At 63.2% G+C, this 18,889-nt stretch carries 19 protein-coding genes and 1 tRNA gene; 8 read left to right on the plus strand and 12 right to left on the minus strand.

Annotated features, from left to right (window positions below; all coding sequences use genetic code 11):
• Positions 1-66: 66 nt before the first annotated feature.
• The gene (ubiB, locus tag KVT37_RS10805) at positions 67-1,641 is read right to left on the minus strand and encodes a 2-polyprenylphenol 6-hydroxylase (protein ID WP_217572513.1); all 1,575 of its coding nucleotides are present in this window, start codon (positions 1,639-1,641) and stop codon (positions 67-69) included.
• A gap of 58 nt (positions 1,642-1,699) precedes the next feature.
• The gene (gene ubiE / locus KVT37_RS10810; RefSeq protein WP_217572514.1) at positions 1,700-2,476 is read right to left on the minus strand and encodes a bifunctional demethylmenaquinone methyltransferase/2-methoxy-6-polyprenyl-1,4-benzoquinol methylase UbiE; all 777 of its coding nucleotides are present in this window, start codon (positions 2,474-2,476) and stop codon (positions 1,700-1,702) included.
• Positions 2,477-2,644: 168 nt separating this feature from the next.
• Here ubiE and KVT37_RS10815 point away from each other — a divergent pair, with 168 nt between their 5' ends.
• The 3 genes from KVT37_RS10815 to KVT37_RS10825 all read left to right on the plus strand — a co-directional run bounded on the left by KVT37_RS10815 (position 2,645) and on the right by KVT37_RS10825 (position 5,084).
• Positions 2,645-3,619, plus strand: coding sequence for an adenosine deaminase (locus KVT37_RS10815; protein WP_217572518.1), 975 nt, complete (start codon positions 2,645-2,647; stop codon positions 3,617-3,619).
• Positions 3,620-3,779: 160 nt separating this feature from the next.
• Complete coding sequence (gene upp / locus KVT37_RS10820) at positions 3,780-4,409, plus strand: uracil phosphoribosyltransferase (RefSeq protein WP_112096510.1); 630 nt, start codon at positions 3,780-3,782, stop codon at positions 4,407-4,409.
• Between the two features lie 108 nt (positions 4,410-4,517).
• The gene (locus KVT37_RS10825; RefSeq protein ID WP_217572521.1) at positions 4,518-5,084 is read left to right on the plus strand and encodes a TIGR02281 family clan AA aspartic protease; all 567 of its coding nucleotides are present in this window, start codon (positions 4,518-4,520) and stop codon (positions 5,082-5,084) included.
• Between the two features lie 6 nt (positions 5,085-5,090).
• On the opposite strand, the gene deoA is transcribed toward KVT37_RS10825, so the two are convergent.
• Genes deoA through KVT37_RS10855 form a run of 6 tightly spaced genes read right to left on the minus strand, consistent with a single transcriptional unit; the run spans position 5,091 to position 11,300 of the window.
• The gene (gene deoA / locus KVT37_RS10830; RefSeq protein WP_217572523.1) at positions 5,091-6,407 is read right to left on the minus strand and encodes a thymidine phosphorylase; all 1,317 of its coding nucleotides are present in this window, start codon (positions 6,405-6,407) and stop codon (positions 5,091-5,093) included.
• Positions 6,407-7,210, minus strand: a complete 804-nt coding sequence (locus tag KVT37_RS10835) for a purine-nucleoside phosphorylase (RefSeq protein ID WP_217572525.1) — start codon at positions 7,208-7,210, stop codon at positions 6,407-6,409. Before KVT37_RS10835 ends, deoA begins: the two co-directional genes overlap by 1 nt.
• Complete coding sequence (cdd, locus tag KVT37_RS10840) at positions 7,207-7,599, minus strand: cytidine deaminase (RefSeq protein ID WP_217572527.1); 393 nt, start codon at positions 7,597-7,599, stop codon at positions 7,207-7,209. The genes KVT37_RS10835 and cdd overlap by 4 nt, the downstream gene beginning before the upstream one ends.
• A gap of 59 nt (positions 7,600-7,658) precedes the next feature.
• On the minus strand, positions 7,659-8,630 hold the full coding sequence (locus KVT37_RS10845; RefSeq protein ID WP_217572529.1) for an ABC transporter permease: 972 nt from the start codon (positions 8,628-8,630) through the stop codon (positions 7,659-7,661).
• Between the two features lies 1 nt (position 8,631).
• Positions 8,632-9,771: an ABC transporter permease gene (locus KVT37_RS10850; RefSeq protein ID WP_217572531.1), complete on the minus strand. Its 1,140-nt coding sequence runs from the start codon at positions 9,769-9,771 to the stop codon at positions 8,632-8,634.
• Complete coding sequence (locus KVT37_RS10855; RefSeq protein ID WP_217572533.1) at positions 9,768-11,300, minus strand: ABC transporter ATP-binding protein; 1,533 nt, start codon at positions 11,298-11,300, stop codon at positions 9,768-9,770. Before KVT37_RS10855 ends, KVT37_RS10850 begins: the two co-directional genes overlap by 4 nt.
• Positions 11,301-11,595: 295 nt before the next feature.
• Here KVT37_RS10855 and KVT37_RS10860 point away from each other — a divergent pair, with 295 nt between their 5' ends.
• Positions 11,596-11,805: a SlyX family protein gene (locus tag KVT37_RS10860; protein WP_112096518.1), complete on the plus strand. Its 210-nt coding sequence runs from the start codon at positions 11,596-11,598 to the stop codon at positions 11,803-11,805.
• A 21-nt stretch (positions 11,806-11,826) separates the two neighbouring features.
• Positions 11,827-12,234 (plus strand): hypothetical protein, encoded by a 408-nt coding sequence (locus tag KVT37_RS10865; protein ID WP_217572535.1) that lies wholly within the window; start codon positions 11,827-11,829, stop codon positions 12,232-12,234.
• Between the two features lie 683 nt (positions 12,235-12,917).
• Here the strand turns inward: KVT37_RS10865 and KVT37_RS10870 are convergent.
• The 3 genes from KVT37_RS10870 to KVT37_RS10880 all read right to left on the minus strand — a co-directional run bounded on the left by KVT37_RS10870 (position 12,918) and on the right by KVT37_RS10880 (position 15,248).
• Positions 12,918-13,907, minus strand: coding sequence for a BMP family protein (locus KVT37_RS10870; RefSeq protein WP_217572537.1), 990 nt, complete (start codon positions 13,905-13,907; stop codon positions 12,918-12,920).
• 236 nt (positions 13,908-14,143) lie between these two features.
• Complete coding sequence (locus tag KVT37_RS10875) at positions 14,144-14,470, minus strand: hypothetical protein (RefSeq protein WP_217572539.1); 327 nt, start codon at positions 14,468-14,470, stop codon at positions 14,144-14,146.
• 85 nt (positions 14,471-14,555) lie between these two features.
• The gene (locus KVT37_RS10880) at positions 14,556-15,248 is read right to left on the minus strand and encodes a DUF2569 family protein (RefSeq protein ID WP_217572541.1); all 693 of its coding nucleotides are present in this window, start codon (positions 15,246-15,248) and stop codon (positions 14,556-14,558) included.
• A 459-nt stretch (positions 15,249-15,707) separates the two neighbouring features.
• Between KVT37_RS10880 and KVT37_RS10885 the strand changes: the two genes are divergently transcribed.
• A tRNA-Ser gene (locus KVT37_RS10885) sits at positions 15,708-15,797 on the plus strand.
• Between the two features lie 231 nt (positions 15,798-16,028).
• Here the strand turns inward: KVT37_RS10885 and KVT37_RS10890 are convergent.
• A complete protein-coding gene (locus tag KVT37_RS10890) occupies positions 16,029-16,922 on the minus strand; it encodes a LysR substrate-binding domain-containing protein (protein WP_217572543.1) in 894 nt (297 codons plus the stop codon).
• 167 nt (positions 16,923-17,089) lie between these two features.
• On the opposite strand from KVT37_RS10890, the gene KVT37_RS10895 reads away from it, so the two are divergent.
• Positions 17,090-18,475 carry an MFS transporter gene (locus KVT37_RS10895; RefSeq protein WP_217572545.1) on the plus strand — a complete coding sequence of 462 codons (1,386 nt, stop codon included), beginning with the start codon at positions 17,090-17,092 and terminating at the stop codon, positions 18,473-18,475.
• A 17-nt stretch (positions 18,476-18,492) separates the two neighbouring features.
• Positions 18,493-18,889, plus strand: a 397-nt coding sequence (locus tag KVT37_RS10900) for an aldo/keto reductase (RefSeq protein ID WP_217572547.1), incomplete at its 3' end; no start/stop codon positions are given.

Here is an 18,889-nt window from a genome sequence, read left to right on the forward strand (position 1 = left end):
ACTCGCTTTCAGGAACGCGCTTGCAATGATAGCAATGCAATCAAATGACAGCAAGCCGAATGGCGCTCAGAGCAGCTTCCACGCGATGTAGATCAAGGTCAGCGCGATCACCCACAGCGCCACGCGGCCGGAGCGGGTGTGGCGCGCTTCGGCCTTGCCGATGGCGCGCGCGGTCGCTTCGTCGAAGCGCAGGCCGTTCTCCGCCATCAGGTCGATCTCGCGCGACAGCCGATCCGTCCGGGCTGCGAGGTCCGGCGCCTGCCTTGCCAGCGTCAACAATGCCTTGGCGCCGTCGCGTGCGTCGGTGAGCAACCCGCGCGGGCCGAGATTGCCGGCGATCCAGTCGCCGACCACCGGCTCCGCCGTCTTCCACATGTTGAAGGCGGGATCGAGCGTGCGCGCCACCCCCTCGACCACGACCATGGTCTTCTGCAGCAGTATCAGTTCCGGCCGGGCCGCCATGTCGAAGAGCTCGGTGACCTCGAACAGCAGCGTCAACAGCTTCGCCATCGAGATCGTCTCGGCCGACTGGCCGTGGATCGGCTCGCCGATGGCGCGGATGGCCTGCGCGAAGGCCGACACATTGTGCTGGCGCGGCACGTAGCCCGCCTCGAAATGCACCTCGGCGACGCGTTGATAGTCGCGCACGATGAAGCCGTAGAGGATCTCGGCGAGGAAACGCCGCTCCTTCTTGCCGAGCCGGCCGGCGATGCCGAGATCGACCGCGACGATGGTGCCGCTGGCCTCGACGAACAGGTTCCCCGGATGCATGTCGGCATGGAAGAAACCGTCGCGCAGCGTGTGGCGCAGGAACGACTGGATCAGGTTGGCGGCAATCGCCTTGAGATCGTGACCGGCGGTGGCAAGGCCGGCGATGTCGTTCATCTTGACGCCGTCGATCCACTCCATGGTGAGCACGTCGCGGCCCGTCCGCTCCCAGTCTACGGCCGGCACACGAAAACCCGGGTCGTCCTTGGTGTTCTCGCCAAGCTCCGAAAGCGCGGCCGCCTCGAGCCTCAGATCCATCTCGATCCTGGTGGTCTGCGCCAGCGTCTGGGTCACCTCGACCGGGCGCAAGCGGCGTGACGAGGGGATGTATTTCTCCTGCAAGTGGGCGGCGAGGAAATAGCTTTCGAGATCCTGGAAGAAGCGATGGCGCACGCCGGGCCGGATGACTTTCACCGCCACCCGCGACGTCGCTCCCTCACGAGCGACGTCTGCGCCGTGCACCTGCGCGATCGAGGCGGCGGCAACGGGATCCCCAAAGCTGGAATAGAGATCGTCTATTCTGCGCCCGAGCGAGGCTTCGATCGCATGCACCGCTTCCGCCTTCGGGAAGGTGTGCATCTTGTCCTGCAGCAGCGCCAGGTCGAGCGCCATGTCGTTGCCGACGACATCGGGACGCGTCGCCAGGAACTGGCCGAGCTTGACGTAGGACGGCCCGAGCCGCACCACCGCGCGCGCCAGCCTGTCGCCACGCTGATAGCTCAGCGCCCGGCGGCGGGTGAAAAGCCGCGCCACCTGCCAGCCGAATTTCGGCATGCCGGAGAGTTCTTCGCCCGGCAGCGCCGCGACGACGCCCTCGCGAACCAGCACCCAGCCGGCCCTGGCGAGCCTGAAGGCGGCGGCGACGCTGCTCATTGTCCGTCCTGATTCAAAAGGGCCTTGGTCAAAGGGGCCTGCTTCAAAGGATCCTGCCTCAAAGCTTCCAGCCCGAATGAAGGGCGGCAATGCCACCCGAATAGTTGCGGAAGGTGACGCGGTCGAAGTCGGCGCGGGTGATCATGGCCGCGAAATTCTGCTGGTTGGGGAACTTGCGGATGGATTCGACGAGATAGGAATAGGGCTCGCCATCGCCGGTGACCGCCTTGCCGATCCGGGGAATCGCGTTGAACGACCAGGCCTCGTAGACCTTGTCGAGCAGCGGCATCTCGACTTCGGAGAATTCGAGGCAGAGCAGCCGCCCGCCCCGCTTCAGCACCCGATAGGCTTCGGCAAGGGCGACCTCGATGCGCGGCACGTTGCGGATGCCGAAGGCGATCGTATAGGCATCGAAGCTATCGTCCGCGAACGGCAGCTCTTCGGCATTGGCCTCGACGAAATCGGTGTTTGCCGCAAGGCCCAGCTTCTCGGCGCGGTCGCGGCCGACGGCCAGCATCGAGCCATTGATGTCGAGCACCGTCGCATGGGCCTGGCGCTGACTTGCCTCGACGATGCGGAAGGCAATATCGCCGGTGCCGCCGGCGACGTCGAGCACCTTCCAGCCGGGCCGCTTCGGCGGGTTCAGCCAGGCGACCATCGCGTCCTTCCACAAGCGATGCAACCCGGCCGACATCAGATCGTTCATCAGGTCGTATCGATTGGCCACCTTGTGGAAGACGTCGTTGACGAGCGGCTGCTTCTCGCCCTCCTCCACCTTCCTGAAACCATAGGAGGTTTCCATGCCGCCTGCGGCGGTGGTTCTCTCAACTGACATTATTTTGATCCGTCATAAAACCGGCGGGACCATAGCCGATCGATGGTGCCGACGCTATTGTCCAAGGCGCGGTTTTCGGCCGCGCTTTCAAAACCCGGCCGGGAAAGGTCTCGCATGATTTTTCGGCCAGAATCTGCGCGCGAGCAGCATACCGGACAGGATGACCGCATGATTTTGAAAGCCGAATTGCACTGCCACATCGAAGGGGCGGCGGCGCCCGAGCTCGTCGTCGCCCAAGCCCGCAAATATGGCAAGGATCCTTCGCCCTACATCCACGACGGGTCCTTCGTCTGGCACGATTTCACCTCGTTTCTCGCCGCCTACGATTTCGCCTCCGACCTGTTCCGCACCGAAGAGGATTATGCGCGCCTCGCCGACCATTACCTGACCAGCCTCGCTCGCGACGGCGCCATCTATTCCGAAGTCTTCACCTCGCCTGACCATGCCAAAAAGGCCGGCCTGTCGCCGAAAGCCTATACCGACGCACTTGGCGAAGGCATGGCCCGCGCCAAGGCCAAGACCGGCATCGAGGGCCGCATGATCGTCACCGGCGTGCGCCATGTCGGGGTCGAGGCGATCGAGCAGGCGGCGCGCTTCGCCGCCCGCTGCGGCCATCCGCTGGTGACCGGTTTCGGCGTCGCCGGCGACGAGCGCATGGGCGATTTCGAGGATTATGTCCGCGCCTTCGAGATCGCGCGGGAAGCCGGCCTCGGCATCACCATCCATGCCGGCGAGCTGATGGGCTGGGAAAGCGTCAAGGCGGCCCTTGACCACATCCGCCCCTCACGCATCGGCCATGGCGTGCGCGCCATCGAGAACCCGGACCTCGTGCGCCGCATCGCCGACCAGGGCGTGGTGCTGGAATGCTGCCCGGGCTCCAACATCGCGCTGAAAGTGTTCGACAGCTTCGCCGACCATCCCTTTCCGACGCTGCGCGCCGCCGGCTGCAAGGTGACGCTCAACTCCGACGACCCGCCCTATTTCTGGACCTCGCTGAAGCGCGAATACGATATCGCCGCCGAGCATTTCGCCATGACCGACAAGGCGCTCACCGCGATCACCAGAACGGCCATCGAAGCGGCCTTCGTCGACAGGAAGACCAAGGTGATGCTGCTAGGCCGGCTGGACGCGAAGGTGCGGTGAGTGGGTGGGGAGTAGTCGGTAGTCAGTAGTCATGGATTTGGCCGAGCGCGCATAGAGCAGTTGAAGGCCGGAGCTTTCCCCGGGCGAGGACTCGCAAATCGGCTCACTATTCACTACTCACTACTGACTACCACCCACTGCGAACCAGTCGGAGCACATCATGCAGGGCGTCACCGTCGTCGACCACCCGCTTGTCCAGCACAAGCTGACCATCATGCGCAAGAAGGAGACCTCGACGGCCGGCTTCCGGCGGCTGCTGCGCGAAATCTCATTGCTGCTCGGCTATGAGGTGACCCGCAATCTCGAACTGACCACCACCATGATCGAGACGCCGATCGAGGAGATGGAGGCGCCGACGCTGGAGGGCAAGAAGCTGGTCTTCGCCTCGGTGCTGCGCGCCGGCAACGGCCTGCTCGAAGGCTTGCTCGACCTGGTGCCGGCGGCGCGTGTCGCCCATATCGGCCTCTACCGCGACCATGACACGCTGGAAGCGGTCGAATATTTCTTCAAGGCGCCGAGCGATCTTGCCGACCGGCTGGTGATCGTCGTCGATCCGATGTTGGCGACCGCCAATTCGGCGATCGCCGCCATCGACAAGCTGAAGGGGCGCGGCGCCACCAACATCCGCTTCCTCTGCCTCCTGGCCGCCCCGGAAGGCATCGAGCGTTTCACCAAGGCGCATCCGGATGTGCCGATCTTCACCGCCTCGATCGACCGCCAGCTGAACGACAAGGGCTATATCATGCCCGGCCTCGGCGACGCCGGCGACCGCATGTACGGGACCAAGTGAGCGCATCCGTTTACCAAGCGTTTACGCAAAGGCGCGGTTCCGGCACGCGTTAAAGCGGAAAACACCATGTCGATCTAAGGATGCACCCTGGACCTAGGGGCGTCATCCATGCTGCGCAAGCTTCTCATCCTTGGCATTTTTGCCGGAACCTCGGCTTCGATTCCGATCCTTTACCAGGCGAATCCGCATCTGGTGGACGGCATGCTGCAATCGACCGTCGCCTCGCAGCCGGCGGCGCCGGAAGCGCAGCCTCAGGTCAATCTCGCTTCAGTCCCGGACAAGCCGGCGGCGCCGTTGCCGCTTGGCCGACAGGTGCTGGTCAATGCCGACGCCCGCGGCCACTTCACATCGCAGTTCAAGCTCAACGGCCGCCAGGTCGACGGCATGATCGACACCGGCGCGACGCTGGTCGCCATCAACACCTCGACGGCGCGCAGGATCGGCATCTCGCTCAACCCGTCCGATTTCAATCATCAGGTGAACACCGCCAACGGCGCCATCAAGGCCGCAGTGGTGTCGCTCGACCATCTGCAGATCGGCAAGATCGCCGTCGACAACGTCCAGGCGATGGTCCTCGACGACAGGGCGCTGCAGACCAATCTGATCGGCATGAGCTTCCTGCAGCGTCTGCAGAAATACCAGGTCCAGGACGGCGCGCTGCTGCTGGTGCAGTAACCGGCTTTACCGAGGCAATATCCGCCTGAGCACCGTCTTCTCGGCGGGCGGCTTGGAAACTCCGATCGTATAGGCGGCACGCACGGCGGCGGCAGCCGCTTCAGCCTCCGCGTCGGTGCGGGCATGCACCAGCGCCAGCGCCTCGCCCGAACGCGCCTCGGCGCCGACCGGCAGCAGCCGGGTCAAACCGACGGCATGATCGATCTTGTCGTCCGGATGGGAACGCCCGCCGCCGAGCGTGACGACGGCAAGCCCGATATCGCGCGTGGCAATGCCGGTCACGAATCCGTCCTGTCCCGCCGTCACAGCCAGTTCGACCGGCGCCGTCGGCAGATAATTTTCCGGGTTCTCGATGAAATCGCCTGGACCGCCAAGTGCTGCCACCATACGCGCGAAGACGGCGGCGGCCCGGCCGCCGGCAAGCGCCTCTGTGGCGCGCCTGATGCCATCCTGGTTGGACGAGACCAGCCCAGCCGACTGCAGCATCTCGGCGGCCAGCGCCAGCGTCACATCCTCCAGCCGCCGATCGCGAAAACGGCCGGTGAGGAAATCGACGGCATTCTTCACCTCGACCGCGTTGCCGGCTGCCGAAGCCAGCGGCTCGTTCATGCCGGTCACCAGCGCGGATGCGTTCAAACCGGCGCCATTGGCGACCTCGACCAGGCTGTTCGCCAAGGCGACCGCGTCGCGCGACTTTTCCATGAAGGCGCCGCTGCCGACCTTGACGTCGAGCACCAGCGAGCCGAGCCCGGCGGCAAGCTTCTTAGACAGGATCGAGGCGGTGATCAGCGGGATCGATTCGACCGTGCCGGTGACGTCGCGGATCGCGTAGAGCCGGCGATCGGCGGGCGCGAGGTCAGCGGTCTGGCCGATGATGGCGCAGCCGGTCTCGAGCACCGTCTTGCGGAAAAGCGCCACGTCCGGCTGGCTCGCATAGCCCGGAATGGCATCCATCTTGTCCAGCGTTCCGCCGGTGTGACCGAGGCCGCGGCCGGAGATCATCGGCACATAGGCGCCACAGGCGGCGACGATCGGCGCCAGCATCAGCGAGACATTGTCGCCGACGCCGCCCGTCGAATGCTTGTCGGTGACCGGGCCCGGCAGATCGGACCAGTCGAGCACATCGCCGGAATCGCGCATGGCGATGGTCAGCGCCACCGCTTCCTCGCGGCTCATGCCGTTGAGAAACACGGCCATGGCGAAAGCGCCGACCTGGCCCTCGGAGATGGTGCCGGCCGTCAACCCTTTGACGAAGGCAGCGATCTCGTCGGTCGAGAGCCTGTGGCCGTCGCGCTTGCGGCGGATGATCTCCTGCGGCAGCATCAGTCGGGCAGACCGTCCTGGAAGACGCGCCGCAGGACCGTCGCCAGCCGCGCGCCGCCGATCGGCGCCATGTCCTTGGTTTCCTGGTGCGAAAGCTCTGCTCCCGTCATTCCGGCCGCCAGATTGGTGATGACCGAGCAGGCGGCGACCTTGAGCCCGAGGAAACGGGCGAGGATGACTTCCGGCACCGTCGACATGCCGACCGCATTGGCGCCCATGACGCGCGCCATGCGGATCTCGGCCGGCGTCTCGAAGCATGGCCCGGAGAACCACATGTAGACGCCCTGATGCAGCGCCGTGCCGGTCGCCTTCGCCGCCTTTTCGATCGCGCCGCGCAGGCCGGCATCATAGGCCTCGGTGAGGCCGACGAAGCGGCGGTCGCTCGGCTCGCCGATCAAAGGATTGGAGCCGGAGAAGTTGATGTGGTCGGTGATCAGCATCACCGACCCAGGTCCCATCTCGGGATCGACCGAGCCGGCGGCATTGGTCAGGATCAAATGCGAGACGCCGATGCCGGCAAGCACTTCGAGCGCCGGACGCATCGCCGCGGCATTGCCATGCTCGTAATAATGCGCGCGGCCGGACAGCATCAGTACCGGCGTGCCGGCGAAATGCCCGGCAACCACATCGCCGGCATGGCCGGAAACGCCGCTGCGCGGAAAGCCCGGCAGCTCGGCATAGGCGATGCGCCTGGCATCCTTGACCTGGTCGACCAGCCCGCCGAGGCCCGAGCCCAGCACGAGCGCCGCCGTGGGCGCCAGCCCGTCCAGCTTCTCGACCAGATGATCCAGCGCTTCCATCATTTCAAGATGTCGCCTCTGAAGCCGTAAGGCAGCATGTCGCCCATGGTCACCGTCTCGGCCACGCCGGTGTTGTCGCACAGATAAAGCTTGGTGTCCGGCCGGCAGAATTCCGCCAGCCGCTGCCGGCAGCCGCCGCAGGGCGAGCATTTGGCCATGCGTTCGGCAATCACCGCGATCTCCACGATCCTGCCGCCGCCGCCCATGATGTAGTGGCCGAGCGCCGTCGTTTCGGCGCACCAGCCTTCAGGGTAGGACGCCACCTCGATGTTGGCGCCGGTGAAGACGCGCCCGTCCTCGGTGCGAAGTGCTGCACCCACCGGGAATTTCGAATAGGGCGCATAGGCCTTGGCCATCGCCGTCTTCGCCGCCTCGAACAGATCATGCGACATCCGGTTGTTCTCTCCCACGATCTTGTTCAAATGCCGGTCGCGCCGGGCGAAATCCCGCCTCAGCGTTCCTTGACATAAGGCACGCCGCCGGCGCGCGGCGGAATCGCTTTGCCGATGAAGCCCGCGAGCAGGATCACGGTCAGCACATAGGGCAGCGCCTGCATGAATTGCGCGGGCACCTTGCCGATGAGCGGCAGCGGCGAACCCTGCAGGCGAATGGACGCCGCGTCGAGGAAGCCGAACAAGAGACAGGCGAACATGGCGTTGACCGGCTTCCATTTGGCGAAGATCAGCGCCGCCAGCGCGATATAGCCCTTGCCCGCCGTCATATCCTTCACGAAGCCGCCATTTTGCACCATCGAGAGATAGGCGCCGGCAATGCCGGTGAGGATGCCGGTGCAGATGAGCGCGCGGTAACGCAACCAGGCGACCGAGATGCCGGCTGTATCGACGGCGGCCGGATTTTCGCCGACCGCGCGCATCCTGAGGCCGAAGCGGGTGCGATAGAGCACCCACCAGGTGAACGGCACCATCAGGAAGGCGATGTAGACCAGGATGGAATGACCGGAGATCAGCTCGGCATAGATCGGGCCGATGATCGGCACATCCCTGACCGCGTCGGCGCCGGGCCAGATGATCGCCTCGAACCGTTCGCCCGGCTGCAGCGCCGGAGTGCGCCCGCCCTGCTGAAACCAGGCCTGACCGAGCATGATGGTCGAGCCGGCGGCGATGAAATTGATCGCCACGCCGGAAACGATCTGGTTGCCGCGATGCGTGATCGAGGCGAAGCCATGCACCATGGCGAAGGCGATCGACATCAGGATCGCCATGCCGAGGCCGATCAGTGCCGAGTGAAAGACCGCGGCCGCCGAGGCGCCGGCGAAGGCGCCGACCAGCATCTTGCCTTCCAGCCCGATGTCGAACACGCCGGCGCGCTCCGAATAGAGGCCGGCAAGGCAGGCGAGCAGCAGCGGCACCGACAGGCGGATGGTGGAGTCCAGGATCTGGACGATGGCGATGAAGATATCCATCTCAGGCGCCCTTTCCCTTGATCGCTTCCATGCCGACCGATTTGGGGCTGAACGAGGCGAAAATCGCCTGGATATAGGGCCTGAACATGTGCTCCAGCGCGCCGGCGAACAGGATCACCAGACCCTGGATGATGACGATCATGTCGCGGGTGATCGACGGCATCTCGAAGGAAAGCTCGGCGCCACCCTGGTAGAGCATGCCGAACAGGATTGCCGCCAGCACGATGCCGACCGGATGCAGCCGGCCCATCAGCGCCACCGCGATGCCGACATAGCCGGCGCCCGAAACGAAATCGATCGCGACATTGTGCTGGTCGCCCATCACCGGGTTGAGCGCCATCATACCGGCCAGCGCGCCCGAGATCATCATGGCGGTCAGCACGATGCGGGTTTCCGAAATGCCGGCATAGCGCGCCGCTTTCGGGCTGTGGCCATAGGTGCGCATCTCGTAGCCGAGCCTGGTGCGCCAGATCAGAAGCCAGACCAGGAAGGCCATGACCAGCGCCAGCAGGAAGCAGATGTTGAGCGGCGCCGAGCGGATCTTGGCGCCGAACAGCTCGATCACCCAGTTGAGCTTCGGCAGTTCAGCGCCGCCGACGAAATTGCGCGTCTGCGGCGCCTGCGAGCCGAGCGGCTTCAGCGGACCGACCAGCAGATAGACCATCGTCGAGGCGGCGATGAAGTTGAACATGATGGTGGTGATGACGATGTGCGAGCCGCGCCTGGCCTGCAGATAGGCGGGAATGAAGCCCCAGAGCGCGCCGAACGCGGCCGAAGCGACAATGGCAAACGGAAACAGCAGCCACCAGGGCAGCGTGCTGTCCAGGCTCAGGCAGACCAGCGCGATGCCGAGGCCGCCGATATAGGCCTGGCCCTCGGTGCCGATGTTGAACAGGCTGCAATGCGCCGCCACGGCCACCGACAGGCCGGTGAAGATGAAGGTCGTGGCGTAGAACAGCGTGAACGCTATGCCGGTGCCTTTGCCGAATGCGCCTTCGACGAGGATGACGGCGGCGCGAAACGGATTCTCGCCAACCAGCACGACGACAAGGCCGGCGACGATGAAGGCCACGGAGAGGTTGATCAACGGAATCAACCCATAATCGGCCCAGGCCGGCAACTTTGCGTAAGGCGTGCTCATTCGGCGGCCTCCTGGTGTTCGACACCGGCCATCAAGAGGCCAAGTTCGCCTTCGGTCGCCTCCGGCCCGCGCTCGCCGACGACACGGCCGGCAAACATCACCAGGATGCGGTCGGAGAGCGAGCGGATCTCGTCGAGCTCGACCGACACCACCAGCACCGCCTTGCCCTGGTCGCGCATGGCGATCAGCCGCTTGTGGATGAATTCGATGGCGCCGACATCGACGCCGCGCGTCGGCTGGCCGACGATCAGCACGCCGGGATCCTGCTCCATTTCCCTGGCCAGCACGATCTTCTGCTGGTTGCCGCCGGAGAAATTGGCTGTCTTCAAGCGCGGATTGCCAGGACGGATGTCGTATTTCTCGATCTTGTCCTTGGCGTCGGCCATGATGGCGTCGATGTCGAGGAACGGCCCCTTCAGATAGCGCTCGTCGTCGTGATAGCCGAGGATCGAATTCTCGTTCTCCTCGAAAGCGAGCACCAGCCCGACATGGTGGCGGTCCTCCGGCACATGGGCGAGGCCCCGGTCGCGCAATTCGCCGGGATCGGCCTTGCCGGTGAGATCGATCGGCTTGCCGTCGAGCGTCACCTCGCCGGACACCGCGTGCCTGATGCCGGAGATCGCCTCCAGCAGCTCGGACTGGCCGTTGCCGGCGACGCCCGCGATACCGACGATCTCGCCGCCGCGCACGTCGAAGGAGACGTTGTCGACCATGGTGACGCCGCGCGAATCCTTCACCGTCAGGTTCTTGACCGAGAGTTTTATCGCGCCGGCTTCCGACTGGCCCTTCTCAACCCGCAGAAGAACGCGCCGGCCGACCATCAGTTCGGCCAGTTCGCCGACCGTGGTTTCCTTCGTCGTCCTGGTGGCGACCATCGTGCCCTGGCGCATCACCGAAACCGTGTCGGTGATGGCCATGATCTCACGCAGCTTGTGCGTGATGAGCACGATCGTTTTTCCCTGATCCTTCAATTGCTTGAGGATGCGGAAAAGGTGGTCGGCCTCTGCCGGCGTCAACACCCCGGTCGGCTCGTCGAGGATCAGGATCTCGGCGCCGCGATAGAGAGCCTTGAGGATTTCGACGCGCTGTTGCAGCCCGACCGGCAGTTCCTCGATGACGGCGTCGGGATCGACCTCGAGCCCGTATTCGCGCTCGAGCCGCTCGAGTTCCGAGCGCGCCTTGGCGATGCTGCTCTTCAGCAGCGCATCGTTTTCGGCGCCGAGGATGACATTTTCCAGCACGGTGAAATTGTCGACCAGCATGAAGTGCTGGTGCACCATGCCGATGCCGAGCGCGATGGCGTCGTTGGAGGTGTGGATCGACACAGGCTTGCCGCCGACGCGGATTTCGCCGCTGTCGGCCTGGTAGAAGCCGTAGAGGATCGACATCAGCGTCGACTTGCCGGCGCCGTTCTCGCCGACAATGCCGTGGATGGTGCCGCGCGCGACTTCCAGGTTGATGTCACGGTTGGCGCGCACGGCGCCAAAGCTCTTGTTGATGCCTATGAGCTCGATTGCGGCTTGCGCCATGCAGCCTGTTCCCACTTAGTTTTTTTATCGCTTGGTCAAAATGCCTAGCATGATGCCCCGCTTATGCCAATCGGCCGTTCACTCTCGACAAATCCCCGCACGCTTGTCAATTTCGAACGTGGCCGGGAGGCTCACATTCGCTAAAGCGCGTCGCATCTGAACGGGTTTATGCGACGCGCTTCAGGTTGTTGTTCTTATCAATGTCGTTGCCCCAAAACCGCTGCGCACTTTTGGGCGACATGCATTAATATGGCGATGCTGCAATTCGCATCATGCGCTGGGAGCGAGTCTTCGGATGAACACGCCCGCCGACCGGCTGACGACGCTGGAGATCCGCGCCGCCGAGCAGGAAAAGACGATCGAGGAACTGTCCGGCCAGATCGCCGAACAGTGGAAGGTGATCGAGCGCATGGAGCGCAAGCTCGCCGCTTTGACCGACCGGTTCCTGGAATTGGAGGAGCAGACGGCGCCCGACGTGCCGGTGACCAAGCCGCCGCATTGGTGAGGAGCATGGGAGAAGACGGCCATGTCCAGTGAAAGCGACCGCGTCGCCCGGGCCGGCGACTATGTCTTCGGCCTGATGAACGACCGGGAGCGCGCCCGCGCCGAGCGCGACCTCGAGGTCGATCCCGCCTTTCGCGACACGGTGCTGCGGCTGGCCGAGCGCTTGCGCGTCCTCGATCCCGCGGCATCCGAAGGGCGCGACGATCGCTGGGAGCTGGTCACGCAACGCCTCGCCGCATTGCCGCAGATGCACAACCGGCTTGCCGCCCTGACGGTGGCCGAGTCGGAACCGCCGCCGGTTGTCATTCACCGACTGCAACGCAAGCCCTATGGCATTGGCCTGCATGCTCTTGGCGGCAGGCTTGGCTTCGTGATCGCGCTTGCCCTGGTTGCCGCCTTCGCGCTCGGCTACCTCGCCGGAACGCTATAGACCCAGGGGAATGCCAGGTAGCTGTAGGAGAAAAAAGCTACCTATCGGACAACGTGGGCAAGAAACCGAAATCCATTCGGCGAAGATATTACTTCGATTTCTATAACGTTGATTGCTCCTGGTAGCGATGATAGCGGTTTGGAGTTTACCTCAATTTCGTATCCAACGAACGTCACCGCTTTAGTACTGTCAGCACATTGCCTAATTAGAAGTCGATAATTGCCCTCCTTAGCGTTTGATGGCGTGAGCAATGTCACGTTGTCCGTTAATTGCAATTCAAAAGATACTCCGACGGCGCAGTCGAATTGAAATGTGTTTGGCCGCACTTCTTTCAGGAGGATTCGTGACGGTGGCGGTTTAGGCCAAAATCTGTACACGATCCAAAAGCCTGCGACTGCAGCAAGCACAATGCCAACTCGAACCGGCCATAGCCTAAACAAATCTGCATGCGCGCCAATCAAGGAGGCGATCCACCGATCTGGAGCAATACCAAAGAACAGACATATACCTAGGAATAGCGTTTGAACGGCTGATCTAATAAGCCCCCCCACAACGTTTTTGATTACCCAGCCCAAAATACCTCCTTCACGATGTACTGGGTTTCGATAACCGAAACCTCGACAGGCCCAAAAACAAAACCGCCGGGCTTTCACCCGGCGGCTTTCAAAATCGATTCTTGCCGATCAATACGGGCAGGCATTGTCCGTGGTGTAGTCGTGCACCTGGACCTTGCCGGAGATGATGTCGGCCTTGGCCTTTTCGACCGCCGCCTTCATCTCGTCGGTGACCAGCGCCTTGTTGTTGTCGTCCATGGCGTAGTCGACGCCGCCTTCCTTGAGGCCGAGGTTTTCGAGGCCGCCCTTGAAGGTGCCGTTCTTGCCATCCATGAAGGCGTTGTAGACGGCAACGTCGACGCGCTTCAGCATCGAGGTCAGCACCTTGCCGGGCTGCAGGCCGTTCTGGTTGGAATCGACGCCGACGCCGAGCTTGCCGGCATCAGCCGCGGCCTGCAGCACGCCGACGCCGGTGCCGCCGGCCGCCGCGTAGACGACGTCCGCGCCCTGGTCGATCTGCGTCTTGGCGATCTCGCCGCCCTTGGCCGGGTCGTTCCAGGCGGCCGGCGTGTCGCCGGTCATGTTCTGGATGACGTCGGTGGCGCCGGCCGACTTGGCGCCGCCGACATAGCCGCATTCGAACTTGCGGATCAGCGGGATGTCCATGCCGCCGACGAAGCCGACCTTCTTCGACTTCGAGGCCATCGCCGCCATGATGCCGACCAGGTAGGAGCCTTCGTTTTCCTTGAACACCAGTGAGCGCACATTGGGCAGGTCGACGGCGTCGTCGATGATGGCGAATTTCAGGTCGGGATAATCTTTCGCGACCGCCTTCAGGGCGTCTTCCCAGGCAAAACCGGCCATCACGATCGGGTTGCGGCCGTCCTCGGCGAAGCGGCGCAGCGCCTGCTCGCGCTGCGAGGCGTTGGAGACTTCGAATTCGACATAGGCGACGCCGGTTTCGGTCTTGAATTTCTCGGCGCCGTGATAGGCGGCCTCGTTGAAGGATTTGTCGAACTTGCCGCCCAGATCATAGAGGATGGCCGGCTGCACATCCGCGGCGAAAGCCGGAAGAACCATTGCGGTTGCGGCCAGGAGGCCGAGAACGATACGTTTCATGTGATCCACACCCTGTCGGTTATTTTTCCGTTGTGCACCGCCTGTCTGCCCGGTTCTCCGGCAGGCATGCGACGCCAGGCAGGAAGTGTTTGCCCCTCCCGCTCGTGATCAATCTGGCACGGCGCGAAACAAAATTCACGTGGAATTTTGACCTGTTGGAAAAAGCGGTTACCGGCGGTTGGGGTCGGCGACTTCGCCGTAGCCGTCCATCCGCGATTGCGTCAAAACAAGAGCCTTCAGGGACTTGGAGCGAATTCCGCGCCGCGGCGCTTGCGCCGGTAGCCGATGGCGTAGAGCAGGAAGGCGAGCGCCGCGAACACCGCGAAACCGGGCTGGGCCAGCACCCAGGCGACGATGCCGTCCCACACCAGCGGGCTCGCCTTGGCGCGCACGAAGGTCTCGAAGGCCGCGCGGGTATCGGGCGAGACCGCCAGCCAGCTTGCGTTGAGCGGCGTCATCACCAGCGACGAGCCGGCCACCGAGCGTGTCGTGTCGATCACCGCCATGATCACGGCGATCGACAGCGCAACCATGGCCGCCAGCCGAAAGATGAAACGCAACATCGACGCTCTCCCCGGGAAAGCTCCCGTCTACCCCGCAACCGACATAGAGCCTGCACAGGTCCCGCGCAATCGCGATCCGGTGAAATTAGCGGGCAGGCGCCGGCCGGCGCCGGTTGACGCGCCAGACGGCGAAAATGCCGCCGGCGATGGCGCCGACGATCAGGCCACCCAGGCCGATGAAAGCCGCGAAAAATCCGCAGGCGCCCTCGAAGCAGCTCATATGGGTCAGGTCCGCGATCAGCGAGCCGGCGAAGAATCCGGCGCAAGCGCCGATCGCGCCGCCGATGATGATGCCGAGCAGCGCGGCAAGGATCGAGACGACGACCGACGGCCGTTCGGTCTCCGGATTGGCGTAGACCGTCTCGGCGCCGCTGTTGCGCAGGAGGTAGATGCAGAGCAGCCCGATGGCGATCTCGGCGACGGTGAAGCCCAGCGCCTCGGCCGAGAAGGCGAAGTCGAAAGATATGTAAGCCTGGCGCACGACGAGCCAGATGATGACCGCGATCTGCCAGATCGTGTAGTGGCGCGGGAAGCGGGCCGAGCGGTTGAAGGCAAGGCCAAGCAGATACAACCCCCACAGGATGGTGATGACGCCGCCGACAAGCCCGCCATAGATCAGGAACAACACATTGTCCGGCAGGTTTAAGTCGCCGATCAGCCGCCAATTCGCTATCAGCCCGTAGGCCGACAGGCCCATGACGATGACGAGCCAGCCCACCGGGATGAAGGAAAGCCCGCTGTCCGGCCGCCCCGCGGGTTGATGATCGATCGATGCCATCTCAGGACGGTGCCCCTTCGCCCAAGCAACTCCGGGAAAGTGCGCAGCCGCTTTCCGTCGGGAATTGCAAAAACCGAACCGGCAATTCCAGGGAAAGCTCGCAACCGTTCCAACCGGGATTGCATGAAAACAAGGATTTAGCGCAGTCGACAGGCGGCCGGAGCCGAAGTCAAGCGTCGCCGGCGGGAACGAGCGGCCTGTGCACATCATTCGAACGCGTCACCCCTTTCGTACCCCAGCCTTCGCGCCATCCGCGGCAAAAATCGCCGCGACGCCGATATGGCTTGGCATTCGCTTTCGGATCGACTAGATGAGCCCCGCGCCTGTTTGCCTAGACGGCTAGCGGTGCAGGGAAAGGTTGCCGCCGGGTGAAGGCAACCAGATGATCCGGAGAGGATTTCCCGTGGGAGCATCTCCCCAACCCGCGCGGCGAAACCGGCCGCGCGAGATGCGAAGGACGGAGAGGTGGCCGAGTGGTTGAAGGCGCACGCCTGGAAAGTGTGTTTACGGGAAACCGTAACGCGGGTTCGAATCCCGCTCTCTCCGCCAGAAATTTTTCTAATAAATCAATTATTTCAATTGCTTAGTAAACTAATAGCGCGCTTAAAAGTCGAAGCGTCCTTAGTCTGCGTAACAAACTGTCAGGAATCCACTGGTCCGCCATGGCGTCGCTCAACGTCGAGGTGGTTAGCGTCCTGTTGGGCCGAGAGCGGACTCGCGGCTAACAGCCAGCACATTTTCAAAATCAGCCTTTTTGGACGACGGCTCTAGGCTGATGCATCACTTTCGGTGGCGCAGCAGGTCGACGACGGTCTGGAACGCCGGCGAGTTCTGTCGCCGGCTCGGATAATAGAGGTGAAAACCAGATGTGGGCGGACACCACTCGCCGAGTACCTCTATAAGTGTGCCTTTGGCTATGTGCTCGGAGACGCTGTCCTCAGGAACGAAAGCAATGCCGTAGCCAGCAATTGCAGCCGTGACCAGAGACCTGATCGTGTTGAAGGTCAGCTGCCCATCGACGCGAACGCGCTGGGCTCGGCCGTCCTTCTCAAATTCCCAGGCGTAAAGACCGCCTAGCGTCGCCAGGCGCAGATTGATGCAATTGTGGCGGATGAGATCTTGCGGCGTCTCTGGCCGGGGGGTTCGTGAGAAATAGCCGGCAGATCCTACCGGCACGAGCCTTACGTCAGGCCCGATGCGCACGGCAATCATGTCCTTTTCCAGGCTCTCTCCCAGACGCACGCCGGCATCGAAGCGCTCTGCAGCAATGTCTGTGAAGCCATGATCGATGTACAGCTCAACCTTGATGTCCGGAAACCCGGCGAGACCTGCGGCCAGCTTCGGCCACACGACTGTGTCGGCTGCGTTTTCGCTGCAGGTAATGCGCACCGTGCCGGCGGGCTTGTCCCGCAAGTCGCTTAACGCCGCCAATTCCGACTCGATCTCTTCCAGTCGCGGCGCAGCCGCCTTGATCAGCCTCTCGCCGGCTTCCGTGGTGGACACACTGCGGGTGGTGCGCGTCAAAAGCCTGATCCCGAGCCGGTCCTCGAGCCCGCGTATGGTTTGGCTCAGCGCAGACTGAGAAACTCCCATCTGGGCGGCCGCCCGGGTGAAGCTGCGCTCTCTGGCGACGGCCACGAGCGCGAGCAGGTCAGTCATGTCCTCTCGCCGCATTCATTAGTGCTCCTTATTGGTTCTTGCCGATATTAGCATCTAATCGAATGAATGAAATGGGCCTAGGTTGCTGTCACGAGATGGCGGACTTGCCGCCGGCAATGAAAGCAACGCCAATGACTCTGCGATCTGGGCAAGTAGCGACTCCCAACACGGTTCTCGCCACCGTGCTGACCGTCTACCTGATGATTCTGCTGGATCTTTCCATCGTCTACACGGGCATGCCGGAAATCGGTCGCACCATGGCCATGAGCCCGATCATGCAGACGTGGGTGCAAAATGCCTATCTGCTGTTTTTCGGCGGCTTTCTGCTGCTGTCGGCTCGTCTCGGTGACACATTCGGTCGGAAGCGGGTCCTGCAGCTGGGCGTTGTCCTGTTCACGCTGGCTTCGGTCGTGATCGGTTTCTCGCAGTCATCGTACGAGCTGATCGCCGCGCGCGCCATACAAGGGCTTGCGGCATCCATCCTGGCGCCGAGCGTGCTGGCGGTGATCTCTGCCACCTTCGCCGAAGGCAGCGAACGCACCCGTGCCCTATCGTGGTACTCGGTCGTCGCTGGCGCCGGCGCGAGTCTGGGCATGGTCCTTGGCGGGATTTTTGCGGGGCTGCTGTCCTGGCGTATTGGCTTCCTCGTCAACCTTCCGATCGGCATCGCCCTTCTCTTCGCCATCAACCGGGTCATTCCGGATGGCGAGCGCATGCAGGGTCGGTTCGACGTCATCGGCGCCGTCACCTCGACGCTTGGCATGGGCCTGCTCGTCTACGGCCTGGTCAACTCAGCGGATCACGGCTGGCTCGCCCCAGTCACGGTGCTATCCCTTGTTGCAGCGGTAGTCGTCCTGGCCTTCTTCCTTTGGTTCGAGAGGCGTGCCGCCTTTCCGGTATTGCCGCTGCGCCTTTTCGCCAGCCGAGAAAGGTCAGCCGCCTATGCCGGGCGCATGCTCTATATCGGTTCGATGGTGTCGTTCTTCTTTTTCACGACGCAGTACATGCAGCAGGTGCTGGGATACACAGCCCTTCAGGCCGGACTGGGCTTCCTGCCGATGACCGTCCTGACATTCGGATCGGCGGTGACAATCCCACGCCTCACTCGAGTGATGGGCGGACCTACCCTTCTCATGGGCGCGCTGGCCTTCATGGCGGCCGGCTTGATTTGGCTGGCCCAGGCCGGCGCCAACGCAACATATTGGCAGTTGGCTGTCCCGATGACCCTTATCGGCATTGGCAATGGCACCGCCATGGCGCCGCTAACGGCCGCAGGTGTCCACGGGGTCGAACCTCGCGATCAAGGTGCCGCCTCGGGGGTGGTCAACGTCGCTCACCAGCTTGGCGGATCGGTCGGTCTTAGCATCTTAATCGTGGTCTTCGCTTCCGCGACCGATCCCGCCGCCTCGGGAGTTGCGGCGATAGGCCACCAGATCAATGCCGCGATGCTCGGCGCGGCCGTCATGAACATCGTCGCGATCGCCCTGACGGCAGCGTTCATCCTGCCGGCCGAGAGGAGCAACGGCGCCGCGCGGCCTGCTTCCAGCATGCTGCCGCAGGCAGACTAAGGAAACGGAGAAAAGACATGAAAAAGCGCACAATTGGAAAAGACCTGGAAGTCTCGGCGATCGGCCTTGGCTGCATGAGCTTCGCGTCGACTTACGGTCAGACGGGTGACCACCAGGAGGCGGTTCGCATTATTCGGGGTGCCTTCGACCTCGGCGTTACCCTTTTCGACACCGCTGAAGCCTACGGGCCTTTTAGCAATGAAGAGCTGGTGGGCGAAGCCCTCCAACCTATCCGGGAAAAAGTCGTCATCGCCACCAAGTTCGGCTTCGCCATCGACCTGGTACCAGGCAAACGTAACGGCGGGACCAACAGTCGCCCGGAGCATATCAAGGCTGTCGCGGAGGCCGCCCTCAAACGGCTGCGCACCGACCACATCGACCTGTTATACCAGCACCGAGTCGACCCGAACGTGC

The organism is Mesorhizobium sp. GbtcB19, from assembly GCF_019091085.1.
In the GTDB taxonomy this organism is placed as follows: Bacteria; Pseudomonadota; Alphaproteobacteria; order Rhizobiales; family Rhizobiaceae; genus Mesorhizobium.

Coding starts and splice junctions, on each gene's coding strand:
- cdd (WP_217572527.1), bottom strand. CDS start 7,599: ATGTCGCATGATCTGTTCGAGGCGGCGAAGACGGCGATGGCCAAGGCC.
- KVT37_RS10890 (WP_217572543.1), bottom strand. CDS start 16,922: ATGCGGCGAGAGGACATGACTGACCTGCTCGCGCTCGTGGCCGTCGCC.
- KVT37_RS10870 (WP_217572537.1), bottom strand. CDS start 13,907: ATGAAACGTATCGTTCTCGGCCTCCTGGCCGCAACCGCAATGGTTCTT.
- KVT37_RS10845 (WP_217572529.1), bottom strand. CDS start 8,630: ATGGATATCTTCATCGCCATCGTCCAGATCCTGGACTCCACCATCCGC.
- upp (WP_112096510.1), top strand. CDS start 3,780: ATGCAGGGCGTCACCGTCGTCGACCACCCGCTTGTCCAGCACAAGCTG.
- ubiE (WP_217572514.1), bottom strand. CDS start 2,476: ATGTCAGTTGAGAGAACCACCGCCGCAGGCGGCATGGAAACCTCCTAT.
- KVT37_RS10825 (WP_217572521.1), top strand. CDS start 4,518: ATGCTGCGCAAGCTTCTCATCCTTGGCATTTTTGCCGGAACCTCGGCT.
- KVT37_RS10850 (WP_217572531.1), bottom strand. CDS start 9,771: ATGAGCACGCCTTACGCAAAGTTGCCGGCCTGGGCCGATTATGGGTTG.
- KVT37_RS10880 (WP_217572541.1), bottom strand. CDS start 15,248: ATGGCATCGATCGATCATCAACCCGCGGGGCGGCCGGACAGCGGGCTT.
- KVT37_RS10875 (WP_217572539.1), bottom strand. CDS start 14,470: ATGTTGCGTTTCATCTTTCGGCTGGCGGCCATGGTTGCGCTGTCGATC.
- ubiB (WP_217572513.1), bottom strand. CDS start 1,641: ATGAGCAGCGTCGCCGCCGCCTTCAGGCTCGCCAGGGCCGGCTGGGTG.
- deoA (WP_217572523.1), bottom strand. CDS start 6,407: ATGCTGCCGCAGGAGATCATCCGCCGCAAGCGCGACGGCCACAGGCTC.
- KVT37_RS10865 (WP_217572535.1), top strand. CDS start 11,827: ATGTCCAGTGAAAGCGACCGCGTCGCCCGGGCCGGCGACTATGTCTTC.
- KVT37_RS10860 (WP_112096518.1), top strand. CDS start 11,596: ATGAACACGCCCGCCGACCGGCTGACGACGCTGGAGATCCGCGCCGCC.
- KVT37_RS10835 (WP_217572525.1), bottom strand. CDS start 7,210: ATGATGGAAGCGCTGGATCATCTGGTCGAGAAGCTGGACGGGCTGGCG.
- KVT37_RS10815 (WP_217572518.1), top strand. CDS start 2,645: ATGATTTTGAAAGCCGAATTGCACTGCCACATCGAAGGGGCGGCGGCG.
- KVT37_RS10855 (WP_217572533.1), bottom strand. CDS start 11,300: ATGGCGCAAGCCGCAATCGAGCTCATAGGCATCAACAAGAGCTTTGGC.